Genomic DNA, 19,494 nt, shown 5'->3' on the forward strand with positions numbered 1-19,494 from the left:
GTACGCCGCGACGATGCGATGCGGTGACGTTCCGCTCCGCGTCGGAGCGGGTGCGGATCACTCCGCGGGGGTCTCCTCGGGAGCGGGCTCCTCGGTGGGCACCGGAGACTCGACCGGAGCGGTCGGCTCGACGGACGAGGCGGGCGTGGGAGTGGGTTCCGGGGCCGTGACCTGCGCGTGGGCCACCTGGCTCGCGACCGCGGCGAGCACCAGGACCGCGCCACCCACACCGGCGATCACGTTGTCGCGCACCCGGCGACGGATCTTCTCCTGGTGCTGAGCGCTGCGCGCCGCGTAGACCCGCGCGCGTTCCGCCTGGGTGCGCTCCTGCGCGCTCTTCGAACCGCGTGCCGCCATTGCGTGCTCCTCTCGTGGACGCCGCCGAGCGACGTCGCCTCAGAGCATATCGTCGCCGGTGTCGGTCGTCCGCATTAGCCTGGAGGGATGACCCCCGCCGCCGCCCTGCTCTCCGGGCAGACGCCGCTCGCCGTGCGCATGCGACCCGTATCGCTCGACGAGGTGGCCGGCCAGCGGCATCTCCTCCGTGCCGGCTCGCCGATCGTCGCCCTCGCCGATCCGGAAGCCTCGTCCCCCGGCGCGGTGTCGATCATCCTGTGGGGTCCGCCGGGCACCGGTAAGACGACGCTCGCGCAGGCCATCGCCCGCTCGTCCGGTCGCCGATTCGTCGAGCTCTCCGCGATCACAGCCGGGGTGAAGGACGTGCGCGAGGTCATGCAGGAGGCGATCACGCAGCGCGACCTCTACGGCCAGACGACGATCCTGTTCCTCGACGAGATCCACCGTTTCACGAAGGCGCAGCAGGACGCTCTCCTGCCCGGCGTCGAGAACGGGTGGGTGATCCTGATCGCGGCGACGACTGAGAACCCGTCGTTCTCGGTGATCTCGCCGTTGCTCTCGCGTTCGCTGCTCCTCACGCTGCAGCCGCTCACCGACGACGACATCGGCCTGCTCGTCGATCGCGCCGTCGCCGACGCGCGAGGGCTGAACGGAGCGGTGACGCTCAGCGACGAGGCGCGTGCCGCCCTCGTCCGCCTCGCCTCCGGCGACGCACGCCGCGCCCTCACCGGGCTCGAGGCCGGTGCGGCCGTCGCACTCTCGCACGGAAGCGCAGTCGACGCGGACGAGCATGGGGACGAAGACGAGGATGCCGAGGACGAGGACGAGGACGACGGCGTCGGTGACGAGCCCGTCGCCGAGGCATCCGTGGCTCCCGAGGTGTCCGCCGACGACATCGCCCAGGCCGTGGACCGGGCTCTGCTGCGTTACGACCGTCAGGGCGACGAGCACTACGACGTCATCAGCGCGTTCATCAAGTCGATTCGAGGGTCGGATGCCGATGCGGCCCTGCATTACCTGGCCCGGATGATCGAGGCGGGCGAGGACCCCCGGTTCATCGCGCGGCGGCTCGTGATCTCCGCCTCGGAAGACGTCGGCCTCGCCGATCCGCAGGCGTTGGTGATCGCCGTCGCGGCGGCGGACGCGGTGGCATTCATCGGGATGCCGGAAGGGCGCATCCCGCTCGCCGAGGCGACGGTGTACCTGGCGACGACCGCGAAGTCGAATGCCGCGTACGCCGGCATCGATGCCGCGATCGCCGACATCAGGAAGGGCGGCTTCGGGCGGGTCCCGCTCCACCTGCGCGATGCGCACTATCCCGGGGCGAAGCGGCTCGGTCACGGCCGCGGCTACGCGTACCCGCACGACAACGAGTTCGGCATCGTCGCCCAGCAGTATCTCCCCGACGAGCTCCAGGGACGCCGCTACTACGTGCCGAAGACTCTGGGCGCCGAGCGCGATGTCTCGGCACGGCTCGAGAAGATCCGGCGCATCCTCGACGGCCGCTGACCAGCGGTCATCTGCGAAGGTTCCGGCGCCGAGCCTCTACAGTGTGCGGGTGACGCGTTCCCCTCTTCGTATTCCGCCCGATCGTGATCTCTCGATCGACTTCGTCCGTGCGATCTGCCTTCCGGTCGTCGTCGTGCTGCACGCGATCCAGATGGGGATCGAGGGCGACCCGCCCCGTGCATTCAACGCGCTCGCGGAGTGGACGCCGTTGGCGTGGATCACCTGGATCGGGATGATCATGCCCACGTTCTTCATCGCGGGCGGCTTCGCGGGCATCACGACCTGGCGCCGCCTCGAGAAGAGAGGTGAGACCGCGGGGGAGTACATCCGAGTCCGTGCCCTCCGGCTCGCGCGTCCGGTGTTCCTGGCGATGCTCGGCGTGCTCCTCACCCTCGCGGTCATGGCGCTCTGCGGAGCCGATGCCGAGTTCCTCCGCACCTTCGCGTTCCGGCTCGCCGAGCCGCTGTGGTTCATCGCGGTCTACGCGATCTGCACCTCGTTCGTGCCGCTGATGGCCGCGCTGCATCGCCGTGCGGCCGGGGCCACGTACTTCACGCTGGCCGCGCTGGTCGTGATCGTCGATCTGGTCCCTCGTTTCGGCGGCCCACCCATCGGCGCGCTCAACTGGCTTTTCGTCTGGCTCTTCGTGCAGCAACTCGGCTTCGGAGTGCGCGACCAGTGGTACTCCCGCCGCCCGCGGTGGCTGCTCCTGCTGCTGGCCGTCAGCGCTTACGGTCTGATGTGCGTCGCCGTCTTCGGGTTGGGCTACGACCCCGACATGATCGCCAATCTCAATCCGCCGACCGTGCTCCTGCTGCTCCTCGGCCTGGCCCAGGTCTACCTGTTCACCCTGCTCCAGCCTGCGATCCGGGCGCTCATGCGGCTGCGCCCTGCGCTCCTCGTCATCGGCGCACTCGGGATGTACGGCATGGTCATCTACCTGTGGCACACGGTCGCGATGGCGATCGTCGTCGGTGCACAGCAGGCCCTCGGGTTGCCGTTCCCTCCGGTGCTCACGCCCACCTGGTGGATCACGCGCATCCCGTGGGTCCTCGCGATCATCGCGGTGCTCGCCCTGCTCTGCGCGATCGTCCCTCGGATCGAACGGATCTGGCCGCGCGAGCGGCCGCGCACCATGCCGCTGCCGGCGGCGATCACGGCGACGGTGCTGCTCGTCGCAGGCGTCGGGTGGGTCCTCACCCAGGGCTACCTCACGCCCGGTACCGCCGCTGCTCTGGGGACGATCGCGCTCGCGATCGCGTGGCTCACCGTCGGCGGACCCGGCCCGAATCGAGCGTCGGAGCCTCTGGAAGAAGTCACGGAATCCCGTAATTCCAGCGACGCGCGGCGCCTCTGATAGACTTGAGCGGCTCGAAACCGAGTTTTCGGGCATCTCCTCGTTCACACCACACCTCGACGGCGCCCCGGCGTGCGCCCCGAGGAAGAACGCGGGTGATACGTCCGTGAGTCGCGAGAGACGCGACCACGTCATCGGAAGGACAGCTTCGTGACCACGAAGTCCCAGGACCGCCGCAAGGTGCGTCTGAGCCGTGCCCTCGGCATCGCTCTCACCCCGAAGGCCGCCCGCTACCTCGAGAAGCGTCCCTACGCTCCGGGTGAGCACGGCCGCACCAAGCGCAAGGCAGACAGCGACTACGCGGTCCGTCTGCGTGAGAAGCAGCGTCTGCGCGAGCAGTACGGCATCCGCGAGAAGCAGATGCGCAACACCTTCAACGAGGCTCGCCGTCAGGAGGGTCTGACCGGTGAGAACCTGGTCGAGCTCCTCGAGATGCGTCTCGACGCTCTCGTGCTGCGCGCCGGCTTCGCCCGTACGACGGCGCAGGCTCGCCAGCTCGTCGTGCACCGCCACATCCTCGTCGACGGCCAGCTCGTCGACCGCCCGTCCTTCCGCGTGAAGGCCGGACAGCTCATCCACGTCAAGGCCAAGAGCGAGGGCACCGAGCCCTTCCAGGTGGCAGCAGCCGGCGGTCACGCTGAGGTCCTGCCCCCCGTTCCGGGCTACCTCGAGGTCGAGCTCGACAAGCTCCAGGCCCGCCTGGTCCGTCGTCCGAAGCGCGCCGAGGTCCCCGTGACCTGCGAAGTGCAGCTCGTCGTCGAGTACTACGCGGCTCGCTGAGCCCATAGGGCGCTGATCTCAGCGCTCGAAACGAGAGGCGTCGGGGTGACCCGACGCCTCTCGTCGTTTTTGCATACGATGGAGACACCGCGCCTTCGCGGGTCAAAGCAAGGATGACGACATGAAGAACATGGTGTGGTTCCTGATCGGCGTGATCGGCGGCTTCGTCGCTGCGCATTTCATGAACAAGGACCCCCGCGGGCACGACATCCTCGCCGAGGTCGATGCCAGGATCAACGGCTTCACCGCGCTCATCGGCGATGCGTATCGCGCGCAGGAGGCCCGGCTCACCGAGCCGGAAGACCACTGACCTCTCGCGCGACCGCGCGTAACTTCTCACCTCCGAACAAGGACACCCGGGCACCCTTATGAATTCTGCGGAAATCGCGCAGCGCTATCTCGACTTCTTCGAGAAGAACGACCACGTCATCGTCCCCTCCGCCTCGCTCGTCAGCGACGACCCCTCGCTGATGTTCACGGTCGCGGGCATGGTGCCCTTCGTCCCGTATCTCACGGGAGTCGTGCCCTCCCCGCATCCGCGGATCGCCGACCTGCAGAAGTGCATCCGCACGAACGACATCGAAGAGGTCGGCAAGACCGCCCGTCACGGCACGTTCTTCCAGATGCTCGGCAACTGGTCGTTCGGCGACTACTTCAAAGAGGGCGCGATCCGCTACGCCTGGGAACTCCTCACCAGCAGCGAGGCCGATGGCGGCTTCGCGTTCGACGAGAAGGACCTCTGGGTCACGGTCTACGAGACCGATGACGAGGCCGAGTCGATCTGGCGCGACATCATCGGACTGAAGCCGGAGCGGATCCAGCGCCTCGGCCGTGCCGACAACTACTGGAACACGGGTCAGCCCGGGCCGGGCGGCCCCGACTCCGAGATCTTCTTCGACCGGGGACCGGCCTACGGCAAGGACGGCGGTCCCGCGGCCGACGACTCGCGGTTCCTCGAGATCTGGAACCTCGTGTTCATGCAGGACTTCATCGAGAACATCCGCGGAAAGACCGAGTTCGACATCGTGGGCGAGCTCCCGCAGAAGAACATCGACACCGGGATGGGTCTCGAGCGCGTCGCCTTCCTCAAGCAGGGCGTCGAGAACATGTACGAGATCGACCAGGTGCGCCCCGTCCTCGATCGTGCCGTCGAACTCTCGGGCCGCACCTATGGCAAGATCCACGAGGACGACGTGCGCTTCCGCGTCATCGCCGACCACGTGCGCTCGTCGCTCATGCTCCTCTCCGACGGCGTGCGTCCGTCGAACGAGGGCCGCGGCTACATCCTCCGCCGCCTCATGCGCCGCACGGTCCGTGCGATGCGCCTTCTGGGTGTCGACGAGCCCGTCTTCCCCGAGCTCTTCGCTTCGTCGCGTGACGCGATGAAGGCCGCCTACCCGGTGCTCGAGAAGGATTGGTCGACGCTCTCCGCATCGGCGTTCGCCGAAGAGGAGACCTTCCGTCGCACGCTCGCCCAGGGGTCGACGATCCTCGACCTGGCGCTCGACGAGACCAAGAAGGAGGGCAAGACCGCGCTGAGCGGTCCCGAGGCCTTCCTGCTGCACGACACCTACGGGTTCCCCATCGACCTCACGCTCGAGGTCGCCGAGGAGGCCGGGCTCGAGGTCGACCGCAGTGCGTTCGACACCCTCATGCGCGAGCAGCGCGACCGCGCGAAGGCCGACGCACGCAACCGCAAGCGTCAGCTCGCGGATGTATCGGTGTACCGCGATCTGCGCGCGCTCGGCGAGACCGGTTTCGACGGCTACACCGAGCTCGAGGTGCAGTCCCGCATCCTCGGCATCCTCGTCGACGGACAGCCCGTGCGCAGCGCCTCGGAGGGCCAGATCGCCGAGGTCGTCCTCGCCGAGACGACCCTGTACGCCGAATCCGGAGGCCAGGTCGCCGACAAGGGAACGATCGTGGGCCCCGGCTTCGAGCTCGAGGTGCTCGACGTGCAGCGCCCCGTGCCCGGACTCATCAGCCACACCGTGCAGGTGAACACCGGAACCGTCGCCGTCGATGACGCCGCCACCACTGTGGTCGACGCGGCCAACCGACGTGCCGCACGCCAGGCGCATTCCGCGACCCACCTCGTGCACGCTGCCCTCCGCGACACGCTCGGTCCGACCGCCACGCAGGCGGGCTCGCTGAACCGCGCCGGCTACATGCGCTTCGACTTCTCGTGGTCGCAGGCATTGTCGGCCGACACGCGCACCGAGATCGAGGAGATCACGAACCGCGCGGTCCACGACGCTCTCGAGGTGACCACGCGCATCGTCTCGCTCGACGAGGCGAAGGAAGCAGGCGCCATGGCGCTGTTCGGTGAGAAGTACGGCGACGTCGTGCGCATGGTCGACATCGGTGGCCCGTGGTCGCGCGAGCTCTGCGCGGGAACGCACGTTGCGTCGAGCGCAGAGATCGGTCTCGTGAGCCTCGTCGGAGAGTCGTCGGTCGGAGCATCCAACCGTCGTATCGAGGCCCTCGTCGGCGTCGATGCTTTCCGCGAACTCGCTGCCGAGCGCGCGATCGTCTCGCAGTTGACGAGCTCGTTGAAGACGCCGCGCGATCTGCTCCCCGAGCGCATCGCCGACCTCGCCGCGAACCTCAAGGCGGCCGAGAAGCGCATCGCCCAGTTCGAGGCCAAGGAGCGCGCCGGACAGGTCCCTGCGATCGCCGACGCGGCGCGTCGGATCGGTTCCTTCCACGTCGCCACGGAATCCCTCGGCGATCTGGCCTCGGCCGATGACCTGCGCGAGCTGGTGCTCGGCGTCCGCGACCGCCTCGGCTCAGACGCTGCGGTCGTCGCACTGGGCGCCGTCGTGAACGGACGCCCGGTCGTCGTCATCGCCACCAACGACGCGGCCCGGACCGCGGGGGCGAAGGCGGGTGCGCTCGCGAAGCGCGCCGCCGGAGTGCTCGGCGGAGGCGGCGGCGGGCGTGACGACGTCGCGCAGGGCGGCGGAACGGATGCTGCGGCACTGCCCTCCGCACTCGACGCCATCGTGCAGGAGCTGCACACAGCGTGAGCGGTTTCCGACGCGGGGTGCGCCTCGGCATCGATGTCGGGCGCGCCCGTGTCGGCGTCGCGCGGTGCGATCCCGACGGGATGCTCGCCGTGCCCGTCGAGACCGTGCCGCGGTCGGACGCGTCGATCGACCGGCTCGTGGAGCTCGCGACCGAGTACGAGCCGATGGAGTTCGTCGTCGGTCTTCCGGTGAACATGCAGGGTTCCGACACGGCGTCGACGGTGGATGCGCGGGAGTTCGCCGCAGCCCTCCGCACCCGCACCGGTGTTCCGGTGCGGCTCGTCGACGAGCGTCTCAGCACCGTGTCCGCGCACGCGGCCCTGCGTTCTTCAGGTCGAAATCAGAAGAACTCTCGTAGCATTGTGGATCAGGTCGCCGCGGTGGTGCTGCTGCAGCAGGCGATCGACACGGAGAAGAGCACCGGAAACCCGGCCGGTGCCGCTGTCCCGTCCGACGAGGAGCATCCCTGAACATGTCCGAACGCGATGGCGCATCCTCCGCGCCCGATGCGAACGAGCCGCTCGGCGACCTCTTCGCGAATCTGCCGGAGCCGACGCAGCAGCATCCGACGGCCGACTACAGCGCCCCGGTGCCCGGCTCCCGCCGTGCCGCGCGCGAGGCCGCGCGCCGAGGCGACACCGCCCCCGAGGCGACCCCCGTCGCTCTGCCCGACGCCGTGGACCCGGTAAGTGCGCCCGTTCCGGCGGTGGAGCCCGTGACCTCGCCGGCGGAGCCGGTGACCTCGCCGGCGGAGCCGGTGCGTCCGTCTGCCGAGGAGGTTCGGATCGCTCCCGCGCGTCTCGAGCCGGCAGACGTCGCCGTGGCGGCGCCCACCGCGGCGTCCGTTCCGGGCGAAGCCCCGATCGGTGGAGGCCTCGACGCTCTGTTCGTGGCCCCCGATGACGACCGCCCTCGGGCGAAGGCGCCGAAGAAGAAGCGACGTCGCGGATGTCTGATCGCGCTGCTCATCATCCTGGTGATCATCGGCGGTATCGCCGGTGCCGGCGCCTGGGCGATGAACACCTACGGCGAGCAGATCAACGACATCATGGGCTGGGGTGAGCCGAAGGACTACGAAGACGGCATGGCGACCGGCGAGGCCTTCGTCACCATCAAGGACGGCGACACCGGACGCCCGGTGTCGACGTCACTCTACGAAGCCGGCGTCACGAAGACCGAGGACGTCTTCTACGACTACCTGATCGACGAGAACATCGCCGTCACGTTCTACCCGGGTGTGTACCGTCTGCAGACGAAGATGACCGCCGCTGCCGCGCTCGAGGCGCTGCGCAATGAGGACAACAAGCTCGAGAACACGGCGTCGGTGTCGGAGGGCGGCACGATCGAGTCCTCCCTGCCGTCGATGGCCGAGTCGCTCGGTCTGCCGCTGGAGGACTTCGAGGCCGCCGTCGCCGATCCCTCCGCCTACGGCGTCGACGCGCCGAGCCTCGAGGGGTGGCTGTTCCCGGCCGTGTACACCTTCGATCCCGAGGTCACCGCGACGCAGGTGATCCAGCGGATGGTCGACCGCACGCGGGAATCGCTGGCCAACGCCGGTGTTCCCGACGCCGACGCCGAACGCATCCTCACGATCGCCTCGATCATCCAGCGCGAGGGCCGCACGGCGGACTTCGCGAAGGTCAGCCGAGTGATCCAGAACCGTCTCGACATCGACATGAAGCTGCAGATGGACTCGACCGCCCAGTACGGGTACGGCTCGCTCCACGAGGGCGTCGTGTCGAGCTCGGCCGAGGCGCTGGAAGACGACAACGACTGGAACACCTACGTGCGCACGGGGCTTCCCGTGACGCCGATCGCCAGTCCGAACGACGCCGCGATCGACGCCGCGATGCACCCGGAGGACGGGCCGTGGCTGTACTTCGTCACGATCGACCTCTCGACGGGCGAGACCCAGTTCTCGGAGACCTACGAGGAGCACCAGGCCGGGATCGAGAAGTGGCGCGAGTGGTGCCGGGCGAACCCGGATGCCGGCTGCTGACCTTCCCTCTCCCCACCGCCTCGCGGTGTGGGGGGATCCGATCGCGCATTCGAAGTCACCGGCGCTCCATGCCGCGGCGTATCGTGTGCTCGGCCTCGGCTGGGAGTACGACCGCCGCCGGGTGACTGCTGAGAAGCTGCCGGCGGAACTGGCCGGCCTCGACGCGTCGTGGCGTGGACTCTCGCTCACGATGCCTCTCAAAGAGCAGGCGTTCCGGGCGGCGTCGGTGCGAGATCGCCATGCCACGCTGACGGGAGCGGTGAACACGCTTCTGCTCGACGGCAGGCCCGCCGGGTTCAACACCGACGTCGGCGGCATCGTCGACGCGCTGGCGGATGACGGGATGCGAGCGGCGACCACCGTGCGCATCCTCGGCGCCGGCGCGACGGCGGCGTCGGCTCTGGTGGCTGCGGCAGAGATCGGTGTCGAGCGGGCGGAGATCCGCGCGCGACGTCCGGATCGTGCTGCGGCGCTGGCCGAGCTCGGCGAACGCCTCGGCGTGACCGTCTCCGTCGGATCGTTCGACTCGCCCGTCGCTCCGGTGGATCTGACAGTCGCGACGCTCCCGTCGGGGACGTCGCTTCCCGCCGACGTCGCCCTGCCCCTGGCGGGTGACGGGGGAGTGCTGTTCGATGCCGCCTACGCACCGTGGCCGTCGGCACTGGCAGCGGTCTGGAACGACGCACCCGTCGTCTCGGGTCTCGGGATGCTGCTCCATCAGGCGATCCGCCAGATCCGCGTGTTCGTGCACGGCGACCCCGCGCACGTGCTCGACGACGAAGCTTCCGTCCTGGCTGCGATGCGGGCAGCTTCATGACACGACGCTGAAACGCGGACGGCGGGCGCGGTCGCGCATGGGAGACTAGAGGAATGCTCCGCGTGCTGACGGCCGGCGAATCGCACGGCCCCGAACTCATCGCCATCATGGAGGGTCTTCCCTCCGGTGTCCCGATCTCCTCCGAGGCGATCCAGGCCGACCTCCAGCGTCGGAAGCTCGGCTACGGGCGCGGCTCGCGCATGAAGTTCGAACAGGACGAGTTGAGCATCTCCGGCGGCGTCCGGCACGGCAAGACCCTCGGCAGCCCGATCGCGCTTCGCATCGGCAACACCGAGTGGCCGAAGTGGACCGAGGTCATGAACCCCGAGCCCGCCGAGCTGACCGACAAGTCGCGCGGGCGCGGCGCCCCGCTCACGCGCCCCCGCCCGGGGCACGCCGACCTCGTGGGCATGCAGAAGTACGACTTCGACGAGGCGCGCCCGATCCTCGAGCGCGCGAGCGCACGAGAGACCGCCGCGCGCGTCGCGCTGGGCGCCGTCGCTCGCTCCTTCCTCAGCGAGCTCGGCATCCGCCTGGTGAGCCACACCCTCTCGATCGGCCCGGTCGCGGTTCCCGCCGGTTCGCCGCTGCCGACCCCGGACGACGTCGACGCGCTCGACGCCGATCCGCTCCGCTGCTTCGACGCGGCGACGTCCGCGCTGATGGTGGCCGAGGTCGATGACGCGAAGAAGGACGGTGACACGCTCGGCGGCATCGTCGAGGTGCTCGCTTACGGCCTCCCGCCGGGGCTCGGCTCGCACGTGCACTGGGACCGCCGGCTCGATGCCCGCCTCGCCCAGGCGCTGATGAGCATTCAGGCCATCAAGGGTGTCGAGGTCGGCGACGGATTCGAGACGACGCGTCGTCGCGGCTCGGCCGCGCACGACGAGCTCTTCGCGACCGACGGCGGCATCACCCGCGGCTCCGACCGCGCGGGCGGGACCGAGGGCGGGATGTCGACGGGTACCGTGCTGCGCGTGCGTGCCGGAATGAAGCCGATCGCCACGGTGCCGCATGCGCTGCGCACGATCGACATCGCGACCGGTGACGACGCGACGGCCCACCACCAGCGCTCCGACGTGTGCGCCGTCCCCGCGGCGGGTGTCGTGGCGGAGGCGATGGTCGCGATCGAACTCGCCCGTGCCGTTCTCGAGAAGTTCGGCGGTGACAGCGTCGGCGAGACCCGTCGCAACCTCGAGGGATACCTCGCGGCGATCCCGGAAGAGCTGCGCACGGCGCCGGCCTCCGAGGCCGCGCTGCTCGCGCATGACGAACAGCACTGATCCGCTCACACTGGTGCTCGTCGGTCCCATGGCTGCGGGCAAGACCAGTGTGGGGCGGCGTGTCGCACGCCGCCTGGGTGTGCCGTTCATCGACACCGATAAGCGCATCGTCGCCGCCCACGGCCAGATCCCTGCGATCTTCGCGGAGCACGGCGAGGAACGTTTCCGCGAGCTGGAACGGATCGCGGTCGCCGAGGCGCTCGAGGAGGGCGGTGTCGTCTCCCTCGGGGGCGGAGCCGTGACGGATGCCGGGACCCGTGCGCTGCTGCGTGCGCACGCCGTCGTCTTCCTGACCGTCGACGCCGGCGCCGTCGCCGATCGGATCCGCGGCGCGGGGCGTCCGTTGCTCGAATCCGAAGACCCTGTGGATCGCTGGACCTCGATCTTCGAGGCGCGCCGGGGTTGGTACGAAGAAGTGGCCACAGCGACGTTCGACACGTCGCGCCGGCCGATGCAGAAGATCGCCGACGAGATCGTCACCTGGAGGAGAGAGAACCGATGACCACCACGACCATCAGCGTCACCGGAGACGAGGCCTACGACATCGTGATCGGTCGGGACATCCTCGATCGGGTGTCGGCGGCTCTCACGCCCACGGCCCGCAAGATCCTGGTGGTGCACCCGCCGACGCTCGCGGCGCGCGCCGCAGAGTTGCGGGACCGGCTCCTCGCCGACACCGAGAACGGTCCGCGCGAGGTCCTGCTCGCCGAGATCCCGGATGCCGAACAGGGCAAGCGCGTGGAGGTTGCGGCTTTCTGCTGGCAGGTCATGGGCCAGGCGGACTTCACGCGCACGGATGCCGTCATCGGCTACGGCGGCGGCGCGGTGACGGATCTGGCGGGATTCGTGGCTGCGACGTGGTTGCGCGGCATCCAGCTCGTGCAGGTGCCCACCACCGTCCTCGGGCTCGTCGATGCCTCCGTCGGGGGCAAGACCGGGATCAACACCGCCGAGGGCAAGAACCTCGTCGGGGCGTTCTGGGCTCCGCGTGCGGTGATCGGCGATCTCGATGAACTGCGCAGCCTCAGCGCCAACGAGGCGACGGCCGGGTTCGCCGAGGTGGTCAAAGCCGGCTTCATCTGGGCGCCGGAGATCCTCGACATCGTCGAGGCGGACCCCGCTCGGGCCGTGGATCCGGCCTCAGCCGAGTTCCGCCGCGCGGTCGAGCTCGCGATCGGCATGAAGGCCGCCGTCGTCTCGGAGGACTTCCGCGAGGCCGGACAGCGCGAGATCCTCAACTACGGCCACACGCTCGGACACGCTATCGAACATGCCGAGCGCTACCGCTGGCGCCACGGCGCGGCGATCTCGGTCGGGATGCTCTTCGCCGCCGAACTCTCGCGTCTCGCCGGGCGTCTCTCCGACGAGGCCGCGTTGCGCCACCGCACGGTTCTCGAGTCGCTCGGGCTCCCCACGTCGTACCGCGCGGGTGCGTGGCCGCAGCTCCTGGCCACGATGCAGCGTGATAAGAAGAGCCGAGGCGGGATGCTCCGATTCATCCTGCTCGATGACATCGCCAAGCCGACCGTGCTCCAGGCGCCCGACGAGTCGCTGCTCTTCGCGGCCTACCAGGAGGTCGGGGCGTGAGCACTCGGATCCTGCTCGTCAACGGCCCCAATCTCAATCTGCTCGGTACCCGTGAGCCGGATGTCTATGGCACGGCGACCCTCGACGACGTCGAGCGGCTCACGTCCGAGGCGGCAGCGGCCGCCGGCTACGAGGTTCGGGCGATCCAGAGCAATCACGAGGGCGTCCTGATCGACGCGATCCAGGCCGCCCGCGAGGACTGCGCCGCGATCGTGATCAATCCGGGCGGACTGACGCACACGTCCGTCGCCCTGCGCGACGCGCTGACCGGTATCGCCCTCCCGTTCGCCGAGGTGCACATCTCCGACGTGCACGCGCGCGAGGAGTTCCGCCACCACTCCTACCTCGAAGACGTCGCCGCCGTGCGGGTCATCGGGCGCGGCGTGGAGGGGTACGCAGAGGCCGTGCGACGGCTGACCGCCCTCATCCCGTAGAATCTACTGTCGGCCGGGTCCGCGCCTTGCGAGGGCGGCCGCGAAAACCACACAGGAACGGAACTCTCAGCGCATGGCATCTACCGCAGACATCAAGAACGGCGTCGTCCTCAGCATCGACGGGCAGCTCTGGAGCGTCATCGAGTTCCAGCACGTGAAGCCCGGCAAGGGCGGTGCGTTCGTGCGCACCAAGCTCAAGAACGTCGTCTCCGGCAAGGTCGTCGACCGCACCTACAACGCGGGCGCGAAGATCGACATCGAGAACGTCGACCGCCGCGACTTCACCTACCTGTACAACGACGGTGACGGCTTCGTGTTCATGGACGCCACCGACTTCGACCAGCTCACCGTCGGTGCGGCCACGGTCGGCGATGCGAAGAACTTCCTGCTCGAGAACCAGCAGGTCACGATCGCCCTGAACAACGGCAACCCGCTGTACATCGACCTTCCGGCGTCGGTCATCCTCGAGGTGACGTACACCGAGCCCGGGCTGCAGGGTGACCGCTCGTCGGCCGGCACCAAGCCCGCCACGCTCGAGACCGGTTACGAGATGCAGGTTCCGCTGTTCCTCGAGACCGGCACGAAGATCAAGGTCGACACCCGCACGGGTGAGTACCTGGGTCGCGAGAAGTAAGGCGTGAGCGCTCGGACGAAGGCGCGCAAGCGCGCACTCGACATCCTCTTCTCCGCCGACGTGCGCGGAGACGACGTCGCCATCGCCCTCGCGGCCGAGGCCAAGCGGGCGGCGAGCGAACCTGCTCGCGAAGCCTCCTGGCTGTACGCCCGCGAGATCGTCGACGGCATCATCGACCACCGCGACGAGATCGACGAGCAGATCACCACGCACAGCCGTGAGTGGAAGATCGAGCGGATGCCGGCGGTAGACCGCGCACTCCTGCGCATCGCCGTCTGGGAGATCCTGCACAACGACGAGGTCCCGACGGCCGTCGCGATCGACGAGGCCGTGGAACTCGCCAAGGAGTTCTCGACCGATGACTCGGGCGCGTTCGTGCACGGCGTGCTCGGTCGGGTGTCCCGCGCGGCCTGAACGCTCTGACCGCACCTCCGCCGAGTGTCGGAGGTGCGGGGGAGGATGAGGTCCATGGCGCTCCCGATCGATCCGGCGCGACGCGACCCGTCGCGTCCGGACGACGGATGGCGCGCGCTGCTCGGTTCGCGTGACGACGCTGACGACGACCTCGCGCCGCTCGCCCTCGGTGTGGAACTCCGTTACCGGGAGGCGCGCGGGAGCAACCCGTGGGCGGCCCGGCCGCTCCGAGCGGCAACCCCTCGCGATGTCGCCCGGCGTACGGGGGAGATCCTCCTCGGCATCCGTCCTCTGGAGCGCAGCGCGGCGAGTGGCGCCTGGGTGCAAGGTGGGGCCACGTGGGATGCCGTTCGGCGGTCGTCGGCACGGTACGGGCGCGAGCGATCACGCTGGTTTGCGGATCTCCTGAGCATCGCGCGGGATTCCCTGCTGTCGGGGACCGCGGGCGACTGGTTGCTGGTGGACCACCTCGAATCCCGTCTGCTGTGGTCCCACCTCCGCGCGGGCGCGGCACTCGGCATCCCGCTCGTCCCGACGCAGAAGGATGTCGAGGTCGTGCTGGCCGGCCGTGCCGGTGTACGCGCGGACATCGCTAGGAACGACGACGGCGACCTCGAGGTGTCGGCCGTGGTCGAGCTCGACGGCGAGACGATCAGCGACGCCGACATCCGCCCGATCGGTCGCAGCGGCGTCTACGCCGTGACCTCGCACGGGCGCCGGGTGCGGGTGGTCCTGGCCGAGATGCCGCTCGCCGACTCCGTGCACGCGCTGATCGCCGCTCCTCGCTCTGTCGTGGTCCCCCGCGCGGACGAAGGGGCGTTCCTGCGCGAGGCGTACCCGCTGCTGGCGCGGCGCATCGAGGTGCGCGGCAGCGCGCGTGTCGATCTTCCGCCGTTGCCCCTGCCGACGCCGGTGCTCCAACTCACGTTCCGTCGCGGAGACACGATCACCTTTGCGTTCGAATGGGAGTACCGGGGTTTCGGTCGCGTGCCCTTCGATGACTCCGCGCACGGCGTGCGTGATCGGGCCGCCGAGGCGGCACTCCTCGAGCCGATCGGCGCCGTCTGGCAGCAGGCGACGGGGGAGGGGTTCGCATCGACGGGGGCGTTCCACGATGTCGAGGCCGCCGAGTTCGTCACCCACGTCGTGCCCCGTCTCGAGATCGAGGGCGTGGTCGTCGAGGTGTCGGGGCGACGTAAGACCTATCGCGAGCTCACCGGCGAACCGGAGGTGACGGTGTCGACGGTCGAATCCGCCGACCCCGACTGGTTCGACCTCGGTGTGCTCGTGCGCATCGACGGCCGACTGATCCCGTTCGAACCGCTCTTCACCGCTCTGACGAAGGGGCGCAAGAAGCTCCTGCTCGTCGACGGGAGCTACTTCTCACTGCAACATCCTGCGCTGGATCGCTTGCGCGAACTGCTCGAGGAGGCCGCCGAACTCGACGAGTGGGAGACCGGGCCCCGCATCGGTCGCCATCAGACCGATCTCTGGGAGGAGTTCGAGGATCTCGCCGATCAGGCTCTCCCCGCCGTCAGCTGGCGGGCCACGGCCGAAGGGCTGCGCGCTGCCACGGGTGTGCCGTCCGCACGGATGCCGCAGGGAATCACCGCCGAGCTGCGTCCCTATCAGAAGGAGGGCTTCGACTGGCTCGCCTTCCTCTGGGAGCATCGGTTGGGTGGGATCCTCGCCGACGACATGGGCCTGGGCAAGACGCTCCAGATCCTGACTCTGATCGCGCACGCGCGCGAGACGGGGGAGCATCGGCCGTTCCTCGTCATCGCGCCGACCTCGGTCGCCGGAACCTGGCAGTCCGAGGCCGCACGGTTCGCCCCCGGAGTGTCCGTGCAGGTGCGCGGCGCGACTCGCTCGTCGGGCCTGGCGGAGCCGTTCGGGGCCGATGTGGTCGTCACGACCTACGCGATCGCCCGCCTCGACGCGGAGGCCTTCGCCGCGGTCGACTGGGCGGGGATCGTGCTCGACGAGGCGCAGTTCGTCAAGAACCCGGCGACCAAACTGCACCGCGCGATCGCCGGCTTCCCCTCGGACGTCACGATCGCCGTGACGGGAACCCCACTCGAGAACAGTCTCAGCGAGCTCTGGGCACTGCTCCAGCTCACCGCTCCCGGTCTCTTCCCCTCCGCCCGCAGGTTCCGCGAGCGTTACATCCAGCCGATCGAGCAGGGCAAGGTTCCCGAGAACGAGGAGGGCGGACCCTATCGCCAGCGCCGTCTCGCGCAGCTGCGGCGACGGATCCGTCCGCTGGTGCTCCGGCGGACCAAGGAGCTGGTGGCCTCCGAACTCCCGCCGAAGCAGGAGCAGATCCTCGAGGTCGAGCTCAGCGCCTCGCACCGTGCGCTGTACGAAGCCGTACTGCAGCGCGAGCGTCAGAAGGTGCTCGGTCTGCTGCCCGATCTCGATCGCCACCGATTCATCGTGTTCCGCTCGTTGACACTGCTGCGGATGCTGAGCCTGTCGCCCGCTCTCATCGATGCGAACGATCGCCGGATCGGCTCCCGCAAGCTCGACGTCCTCCTCGAGCGGGTGGCCGAGCTGCAGGAGGAGGGCCACCGCGCCCTCGTGTTCAGCCAGTTCACCTCGTTCCTCGACCTCGCCGCTGAGCGACTCACCGCCGCGGGCATCCCGTTCGCGCATCTCGACGGGGCGTCGCTGCGCCGACAGGAGATCGTCGACGGCTTCCGCGACGGCGTGCAGCCGGTGTTCCTCATCAGCCTCAAAGCGGGTGGGTTCGGGCTCACGCTGACCGAGGCCGACTACGTCTTCCTGCTCGACCCCTGGTGGAACCCGGCGGCCGAAGCGCAGGCCGTCGACCGCACGCACCGCATCGGACAGTCCTCGCAGGTCTTCGTCTACCGCATGATCTCGGTGGGCACGATCGAGGAGAAGGTGCTCGACCTCCAACGGCGCAAGGCGAGGCTCTTCTCGGCCGTGATGGATGACGAGGCCCTCTTCGCGCAGGCGCTCACCGCCGACGACATCCGCGGACTCTTCGACGACTAGCCCCCCGATGCGCAGTTATCCACGGCCCGGTCGCCGCGGACGCACAGCGGGGCGCGGGTAGAATCGGTGCCGTCCAGGAGGGCGCTCGCACAGGGGCGTCCGGGATGCACCAGGAGGAGCGCAATGCGGATCACGGGACTCGGCCACGCCGGGATGTTCATCGAGACGGTCGGCGGAAACATCATCTGCGACCCCGTGCTCGGACCGTCCTTCTTCGGCTCCTGGTTCCCCTTCCCCGACAACCGCGCGCTCGACTGGGAGCGATTCGGACGGGAGACGGACTTCCTCTACATCTCGCATCGGCACCGCGACCACTTCGATCCGACGCTGCTCGAGCGGTACATCCGCAAGGACATCGAGGTGCTGCTGCCCGAGTACCCGATCGATGACCTCGAGCAGGACATCCGGGCGCTCGGTTACACGAACATCACTTACGCGCCCGCGGGCGAGATCATCGAGCGTGGCGACCTCAAGATCATGATCACCCCGCTGCGTGCACCCAGCGACGGTCCGATCGGCGACTCGTCGCTGAGCGTCGACGACGGTACCGGATCGGTGCTGAACCAGAACGACTCGCACCCGCTCGACCTCGACAGCCTGCTGCACTTCGGCAAGCCTGACGCGTACTTCACCCAGGTCTCCGGAGCGATCTGGTGGCCGATGGTCTACGACCTCCCGATGGACGCCAAGCAGAACTTCGCACAGCTCAAGCGCGAGGCGCAGAACAAGCGCGCGATGTACTACATCGAGAAGGTCGATGCCCCGCACGTCTTCCCGATGGCGGGCCCGCCCATGTTCCTGCGCGACGATCTCTTCGACTTCAACGGCACGGGACGCAACGGCGAATCGATCTTCACGGACCAGAAGCAGTTCCTCGCGCACATGAAGGAGCTCGCGCCGCAGTACGACGGTCAGCTCTTCATCCCCGGCACGGTCGTCACGGTCGCCTCGGGTGACGTCACGACCGAGCAGACGCTGTACACGGATGCTGAGATCTCGCACATCTTCGACGAGAAGTGGGACTACCTCGAGGAGCAGCGCGCCAGTCGTCAGCAGGAGATCCGCGACGAGGAGGCCTCGCGCGCCGAGGCGCTGCCCGCGGAGGAGATCCTCGCGGCGATCAAGGAGTGGTGGGAGCCGCTGCTGAAGAAGTCCCGCACGATCCGGCTCGGCGTCGGCGGCAACGTGCGGTTCCGGATCGGCGACCTCGACATGGTGGTCGATTTCCCGCGCGCCAAGGTGCGCGAGTACGCGGGGGAGGAATGCGTCTACTGGTACACGATCCCCGCCGACCTCGTCTCGACGAACATCCGTGATCACGAGATCGACTGGTCGAACTCGATCTTCCTGTCGATGCAGTTCCAGGTGGGCCGCAGCGGCAAGTTCAACGAGTTCCTGACGACGTTCCTCAAGTGCCTGTCGGTCGACCGCATCGAGTACGTCGAGAACTGGTACCAGGAGCAGACCGACCAGACCGAGGACGCCGAGATCGGCGACTGGCTCGTGCAGCGTCGGTGCCCGCACCTGCGCGCCGACCTCACCCGTACCGGAACGGTCGACGGCGATGGCATCCTCACGTGCAGCATGCACGACTGGAAGTGGGACCTGAAGACCGGTCGCTGCCTCTCGACGAGCGGTCACCCGATCCGTTCCTCGAAGCTCGAGGAGCCGGCCGACGACGTGCTCGCCGAGGCGAGCTGACGGCGTGACGCTCCCGACGCTCGAGGGCGCGCGGTGGGTGGTGCGTTCGACGACCGATCGACTTCTGCGCATCGCGACGGACTTCTTCGCCGAGCAGGGTTTCACGCTGCGGGGGTCCGCGTTCCCCGAGACCGCCGACGAGGCGGGATGGATCGCGGTCGCCCTCGAAACGAGTGGACGAGGAGACGGGGCGCACCGGCGGAGTCGCCTGGCGAGCCTCCTGTCCGGACGCCGGGAGGAATCACGTCAGTCCGCCACGCCGCAGGTCGTCATCGTCGCGGCAGCACGGCGCGTGTCGAACGGTGTCGCCGAGCTCGTCGTCTATCCGCATGCCTCCCCGGCGAGTGCTCCCGCGCTCGTCGAGACGGCAGCGGCCTCCATCGCCCTCGCCCTCACGGCGATCACCTCTGCCGCCGGTGCCGAGTCGGCGATGCTCTCGCACGAACGCCTCCGCTCTGTGCCCGAGGACGGATGCCCGGCCTCGGACGCGAGGGCCAGCGAGGTGCTCGGCTGGCGCTGACACCCCGCTAGACTGTTGAGGAAAGCAACCTTTAACACCGTCCTGTGAGGCG

18 protein-coding genes are annotated in these 19,494 nt (G+C 68.9%); 17 read left to right on the forward strand and 1 reads right to left on the reverse strand.

The features are described 5' to 3' along the window. Window positions 1-57: 57 nt before the first annotated feature. Window positions 58-357 (reverse strand): hypothetical protein, encoded by a 300-nt coding sequence (locus ACIQTT_RS02285; protein WP_402785427.1) that lies wholly within the window; start codon window positions 355-357, stop codon window positions 58-60. An 87-nt stretch (window positions 358-444) separates the two neighbouring features. Here ACIQTT_RS02285 and ACIQTT_RS02290 point away from each other — a divergent pair, with 87 nt between their 5' ends. From ACIQTT_RS02290 to ACIQTT_RS02370, 17 genes are all read left to right on the forward strand, one after another. Next, complete coding sequence (locus ACIQTT_RS02290) at window positions 445-1,866, forward strand: replication-associated recombination protein A (protein ID WP_402785430.1); 1,422 nt, start codon at window positions 445-447, stop codon at window positions 1,864-1,866. 49 nt (window positions 1,867-1,915) lie between these two features. Continuing rightward, window positions 1,916-3,223 carry an acyltransferase gene (locus ACIQTT_RS02295; protein WP_402785433.1) on the forward strand — a complete coding sequence of 436 codons (1,308 nt, stop codon included), beginning with the start codon at window positions 1,916-1,918 and terminating at the stop codon, window positions 3,221-3,223. Between the two features lie 150 nt (window positions 3,224-3,373). After that, the gene (gene rpsD / locus ACIQTT_RS02300; protein WP_247622432.1) at window positions 3,374-4,003 is read left to right on the forward strand and encodes a 30S ribosomal protein S4; all 630 of its coding nucleotides are present in this window, start codon (window positions 3,374-3,376) and stop codon (window positions 4,001-4,003) included. Between the two features lie 121 nt (window positions 4,004-4,124). Next, on the forward strand, window positions 4,125-4,313 hold the full coding sequence (locus ACIQTT_RS02305; protein WP_247622433.1) for a hypothetical protein: 189 nt from the start codon (window positions 4,125-4,127) through the stop codon (window positions 4,311-4,313). Window positions 4,314-4,371: 58 nt separating this feature from the next. After that, entirely contained in the window at window positions 4,372-7,032 is a 2,661-nt protein-coding gene (gene alaS / locus ACIQTT_RS02310; protein WP_402785437.1) for an alanine--tRNA ligase, read from the forward strand. Next, complete coding sequence (gene ruvX / locus ACIQTT_RS02315; protein ID WP_402785440.1) at window positions 7,029-7,502, forward strand: Holliday junction resolvase RuvX; 474 nt, start codon at window positions 7,029-7,031, stop codon at window positions 7,500-7,502. The genes alaS and ruvX overlap by 4 nt, the downstream gene beginning before the upstream one ends. Before the next feature lie 2 nt (window positions 7,503-7,504). Continuing rightward, entirely contained in the window at window positions 7,505-9,031 is a 1,527-nt protein-coding gene (gene mltG / locus ACIQTT_RS02320; protein ID WP_402785443.1) for an endolytic transglycosylase MltG, read from the forward strand. After that, window positions 9,018-9,848 (forward strand): shikimate dehydrogenase family protein, encoded by an 831-nt coding sequence (locus ACIQTT_RS02325; RefSeq protein WP_402785446.1) that lies wholly within the window; start codon window positions 9,018-9,020, stop codon window positions 9,846-9,848. Before mltG ends, ACIQTT_RS02325 begins: the two co-directional genes overlap by 14 nt. Window positions 9,849-9,901: 53 nt before the next feature. Then, entirely contained in the window at window positions 9,902-11,131 is a 1,230-nt protein-coding gene (gene aroC, locus ACIQTT_RS02330; protein WP_402785449.1) for a chorismate synthase, read from the forward strand. Then, window positions 11,115-11,633: a shikimate kinase gene (locus tag ACIQTT_RS02335; RefSeq protein ID WP_402785452.1), complete on the forward strand. Its 519-nt coding sequence runs from the start codon at window positions 11,115-11,117 to the stop codon at window positions 11,631-11,633. The genes aroC and ACIQTT_RS02335 overlap by 17 nt, the downstream gene beginning before the upstream one ends. Next, window positions 11,630-12,718 carry a 3-dehydroquinate synthase gene (aroB, locus tag ACIQTT_RS02340; RefSeq protein ID WP_402785455.1) on the forward strand — a complete coding sequence of 363 codons (1,089 nt, stop codon included), beginning with the start codon at window positions 11,630-11,632 and terminating at the stop codon, window positions 12,716-12,718. Before ACIQTT_RS02335 ends, aroB begins: the two co-directional genes overlap by 4 nt. Then, window positions 12,715-13,152, forward strand: a complete 438-nt coding sequence (gene aroQ, locus ACIQTT_RS02345) for a type II 3-dehydroquinate dehydratase (protein WP_402785458.1) — start codon at window positions 12,715-12,717, stop codon at window positions 13,150-13,152. Before aroB ends, aroQ begins: the two co-directional genes overlap by 4 nt. 73 nt (window positions 13,153-13,225) lie before the next feature. Continuing rightward, a complete protein-coding gene (gene efp / locus ACIQTT_RS02350; RefSeq protein ID WP_247622442.1) occupies window positions 13,226-13,786 on the forward strand; it encodes an elongation factor P in 561 nt (186 codons plus the stop codon). 3 nt (window positions 13,787-13,789) lie between these two features. Next, entirely contained in the window at window positions 13,790-14,200 is a 411-nt protein-coding gene (gene nusB / locus ACIQTT_RS02355; protein WP_247622443.1) for a transcription antitermination factor NusB, read from the forward strand. A gap of 54 nt (window positions 14,201-14,254) precedes the next feature. Next, the gene (locus ACIQTT_RS02360; RefSeq protein WP_402785462.1) at window positions 14,255-17,221 is read left to right on the forward strand and encodes a DEAD/DEAH box helicase; all 2,967 of its coding nucleotides are present in this window, start codon (window positions 14,255-14,257) and stop codon (window positions 17,219-17,221) included. Between the two features lie 123 nt (window positions 17,222-17,344). Then, window positions 17,345-18,922, forward strand: a complete 1,578-nt coding sequence (locus tag ACIQTT_RS02365; RefSeq protein ID WP_402785465.1) for a Rieske 2Fe-2S domain-containing protein — start codon at window positions 17,345-17,347, stop codon at window positions 18,920-18,922. 4 nt (window positions 18,923-18,926) lie between these two features. Continuing rightward, window positions 18,927-19,442 carry a hypothetical protein gene (locus ACIQTT_RS02370; protein WP_402785468.1) on the forward strand — a complete coding sequence of 172 codons (516 nt, stop codon included), beginning with the start codon at window positions 18,927-18,929 and terminating at the stop codon, window positions 19,440-19,442. Window positions 19,443-19,494 lie beyond the last annotated feature (52 nt).

Source organism: Microbacterium sp. NPDC090225 (assembly GCF_044772365.1).
GTDB lineage: Bacteria > Actinomycetota > Actinomycetes > Actinomycetales > Microbacteriaceae > Microbacterium.

Excerpts from the sequence above, each read along its gene's own strand:
- ACIQTT_RS02285 (WP_402785427.1), bottom strand. The coding sequence starts at position 357 with ATGGCGGCACGCGGTTCGAAGAGCGCGCAGGAGCGCACCCAGGCGGAA.
- ACIQTT_RS02290 (WP_402785430.1), top strand. The coding sequence starts at position 445 with ATGACCCCCGCCGCCGCCCTGCTCTCCGGGCAGACGCCGCTCGCCGTG.
- ACIQTT_RS02305 (WP_247622433.1), top strand. The coding sequence starts at position 4,125 with ATGAAGAACATGGTGTGGTTCCTGATCGGCGTGATCGGCGGCTTCGTC.
- alaS (WP_402785437.1), top strand. The coding sequence starts at position 4,372 with ATGAATTCTGCGGAAATCGCGCAGCGCTATCTCGACTTCTTCGAGAAG.
- mltG (WP_402785443.1), top strand. The coding sequence starts at position 7,505 with ATGTCCGAACGCGATGGCGCATCCTCCGCGCCCGATGCGAACGAGCCG.
- ACIQTT_RS02325 (WP_402785446.1), top strand. The coding sequence starts at position 9,018 with ATGCCGGCTGCTGACCTTCCCTCTCCCCACCGCCTCGCGGTGTGGGGG.
- aroC (WP_402785449.1), top strand. The coding sequence starts at position 9,902 with ATGCTCCGCGTGCTGACGGCCGGCGAATCGCACGGCCCCGAACTCATC.
- ACIQTT_RS02335 (WP_402785452.1), top strand. The coding sequence starts at position 11,115 with ATGACGAACAGCACTGATCCGCTCACACTGGTGCTCGTCGGTCCCATG.
- aroB (WP_402785455.1), top strand. The coding sequence starts at position 11,630 with ATGACCACCACGACCATCAGCGTCACCGGAGACGAGGCCTACGACATC.
- efp (WP_247622442.1), top strand. The coding sequence starts at position 13,226 with ATGGCATCTACCGCAGACATCAAGAACGGCGTCGTCCTCAGCATCGAC.
- ACIQTT_RS02360 (WP_402785462.1), top strand. The coding sequence starts at position 14,255 with ATGGCGCTCCCGATCGATCCGGCGCGACGCGACCCGTCGCGTCCGGAC.
- ACIQTT_RS02365 (WP_402785465.1), top strand. The coding sequence starts at position 17,345 with ATGCGGATCACGGGACTCGGCCACGCCGGGATGTTCATCGAGACGGTC.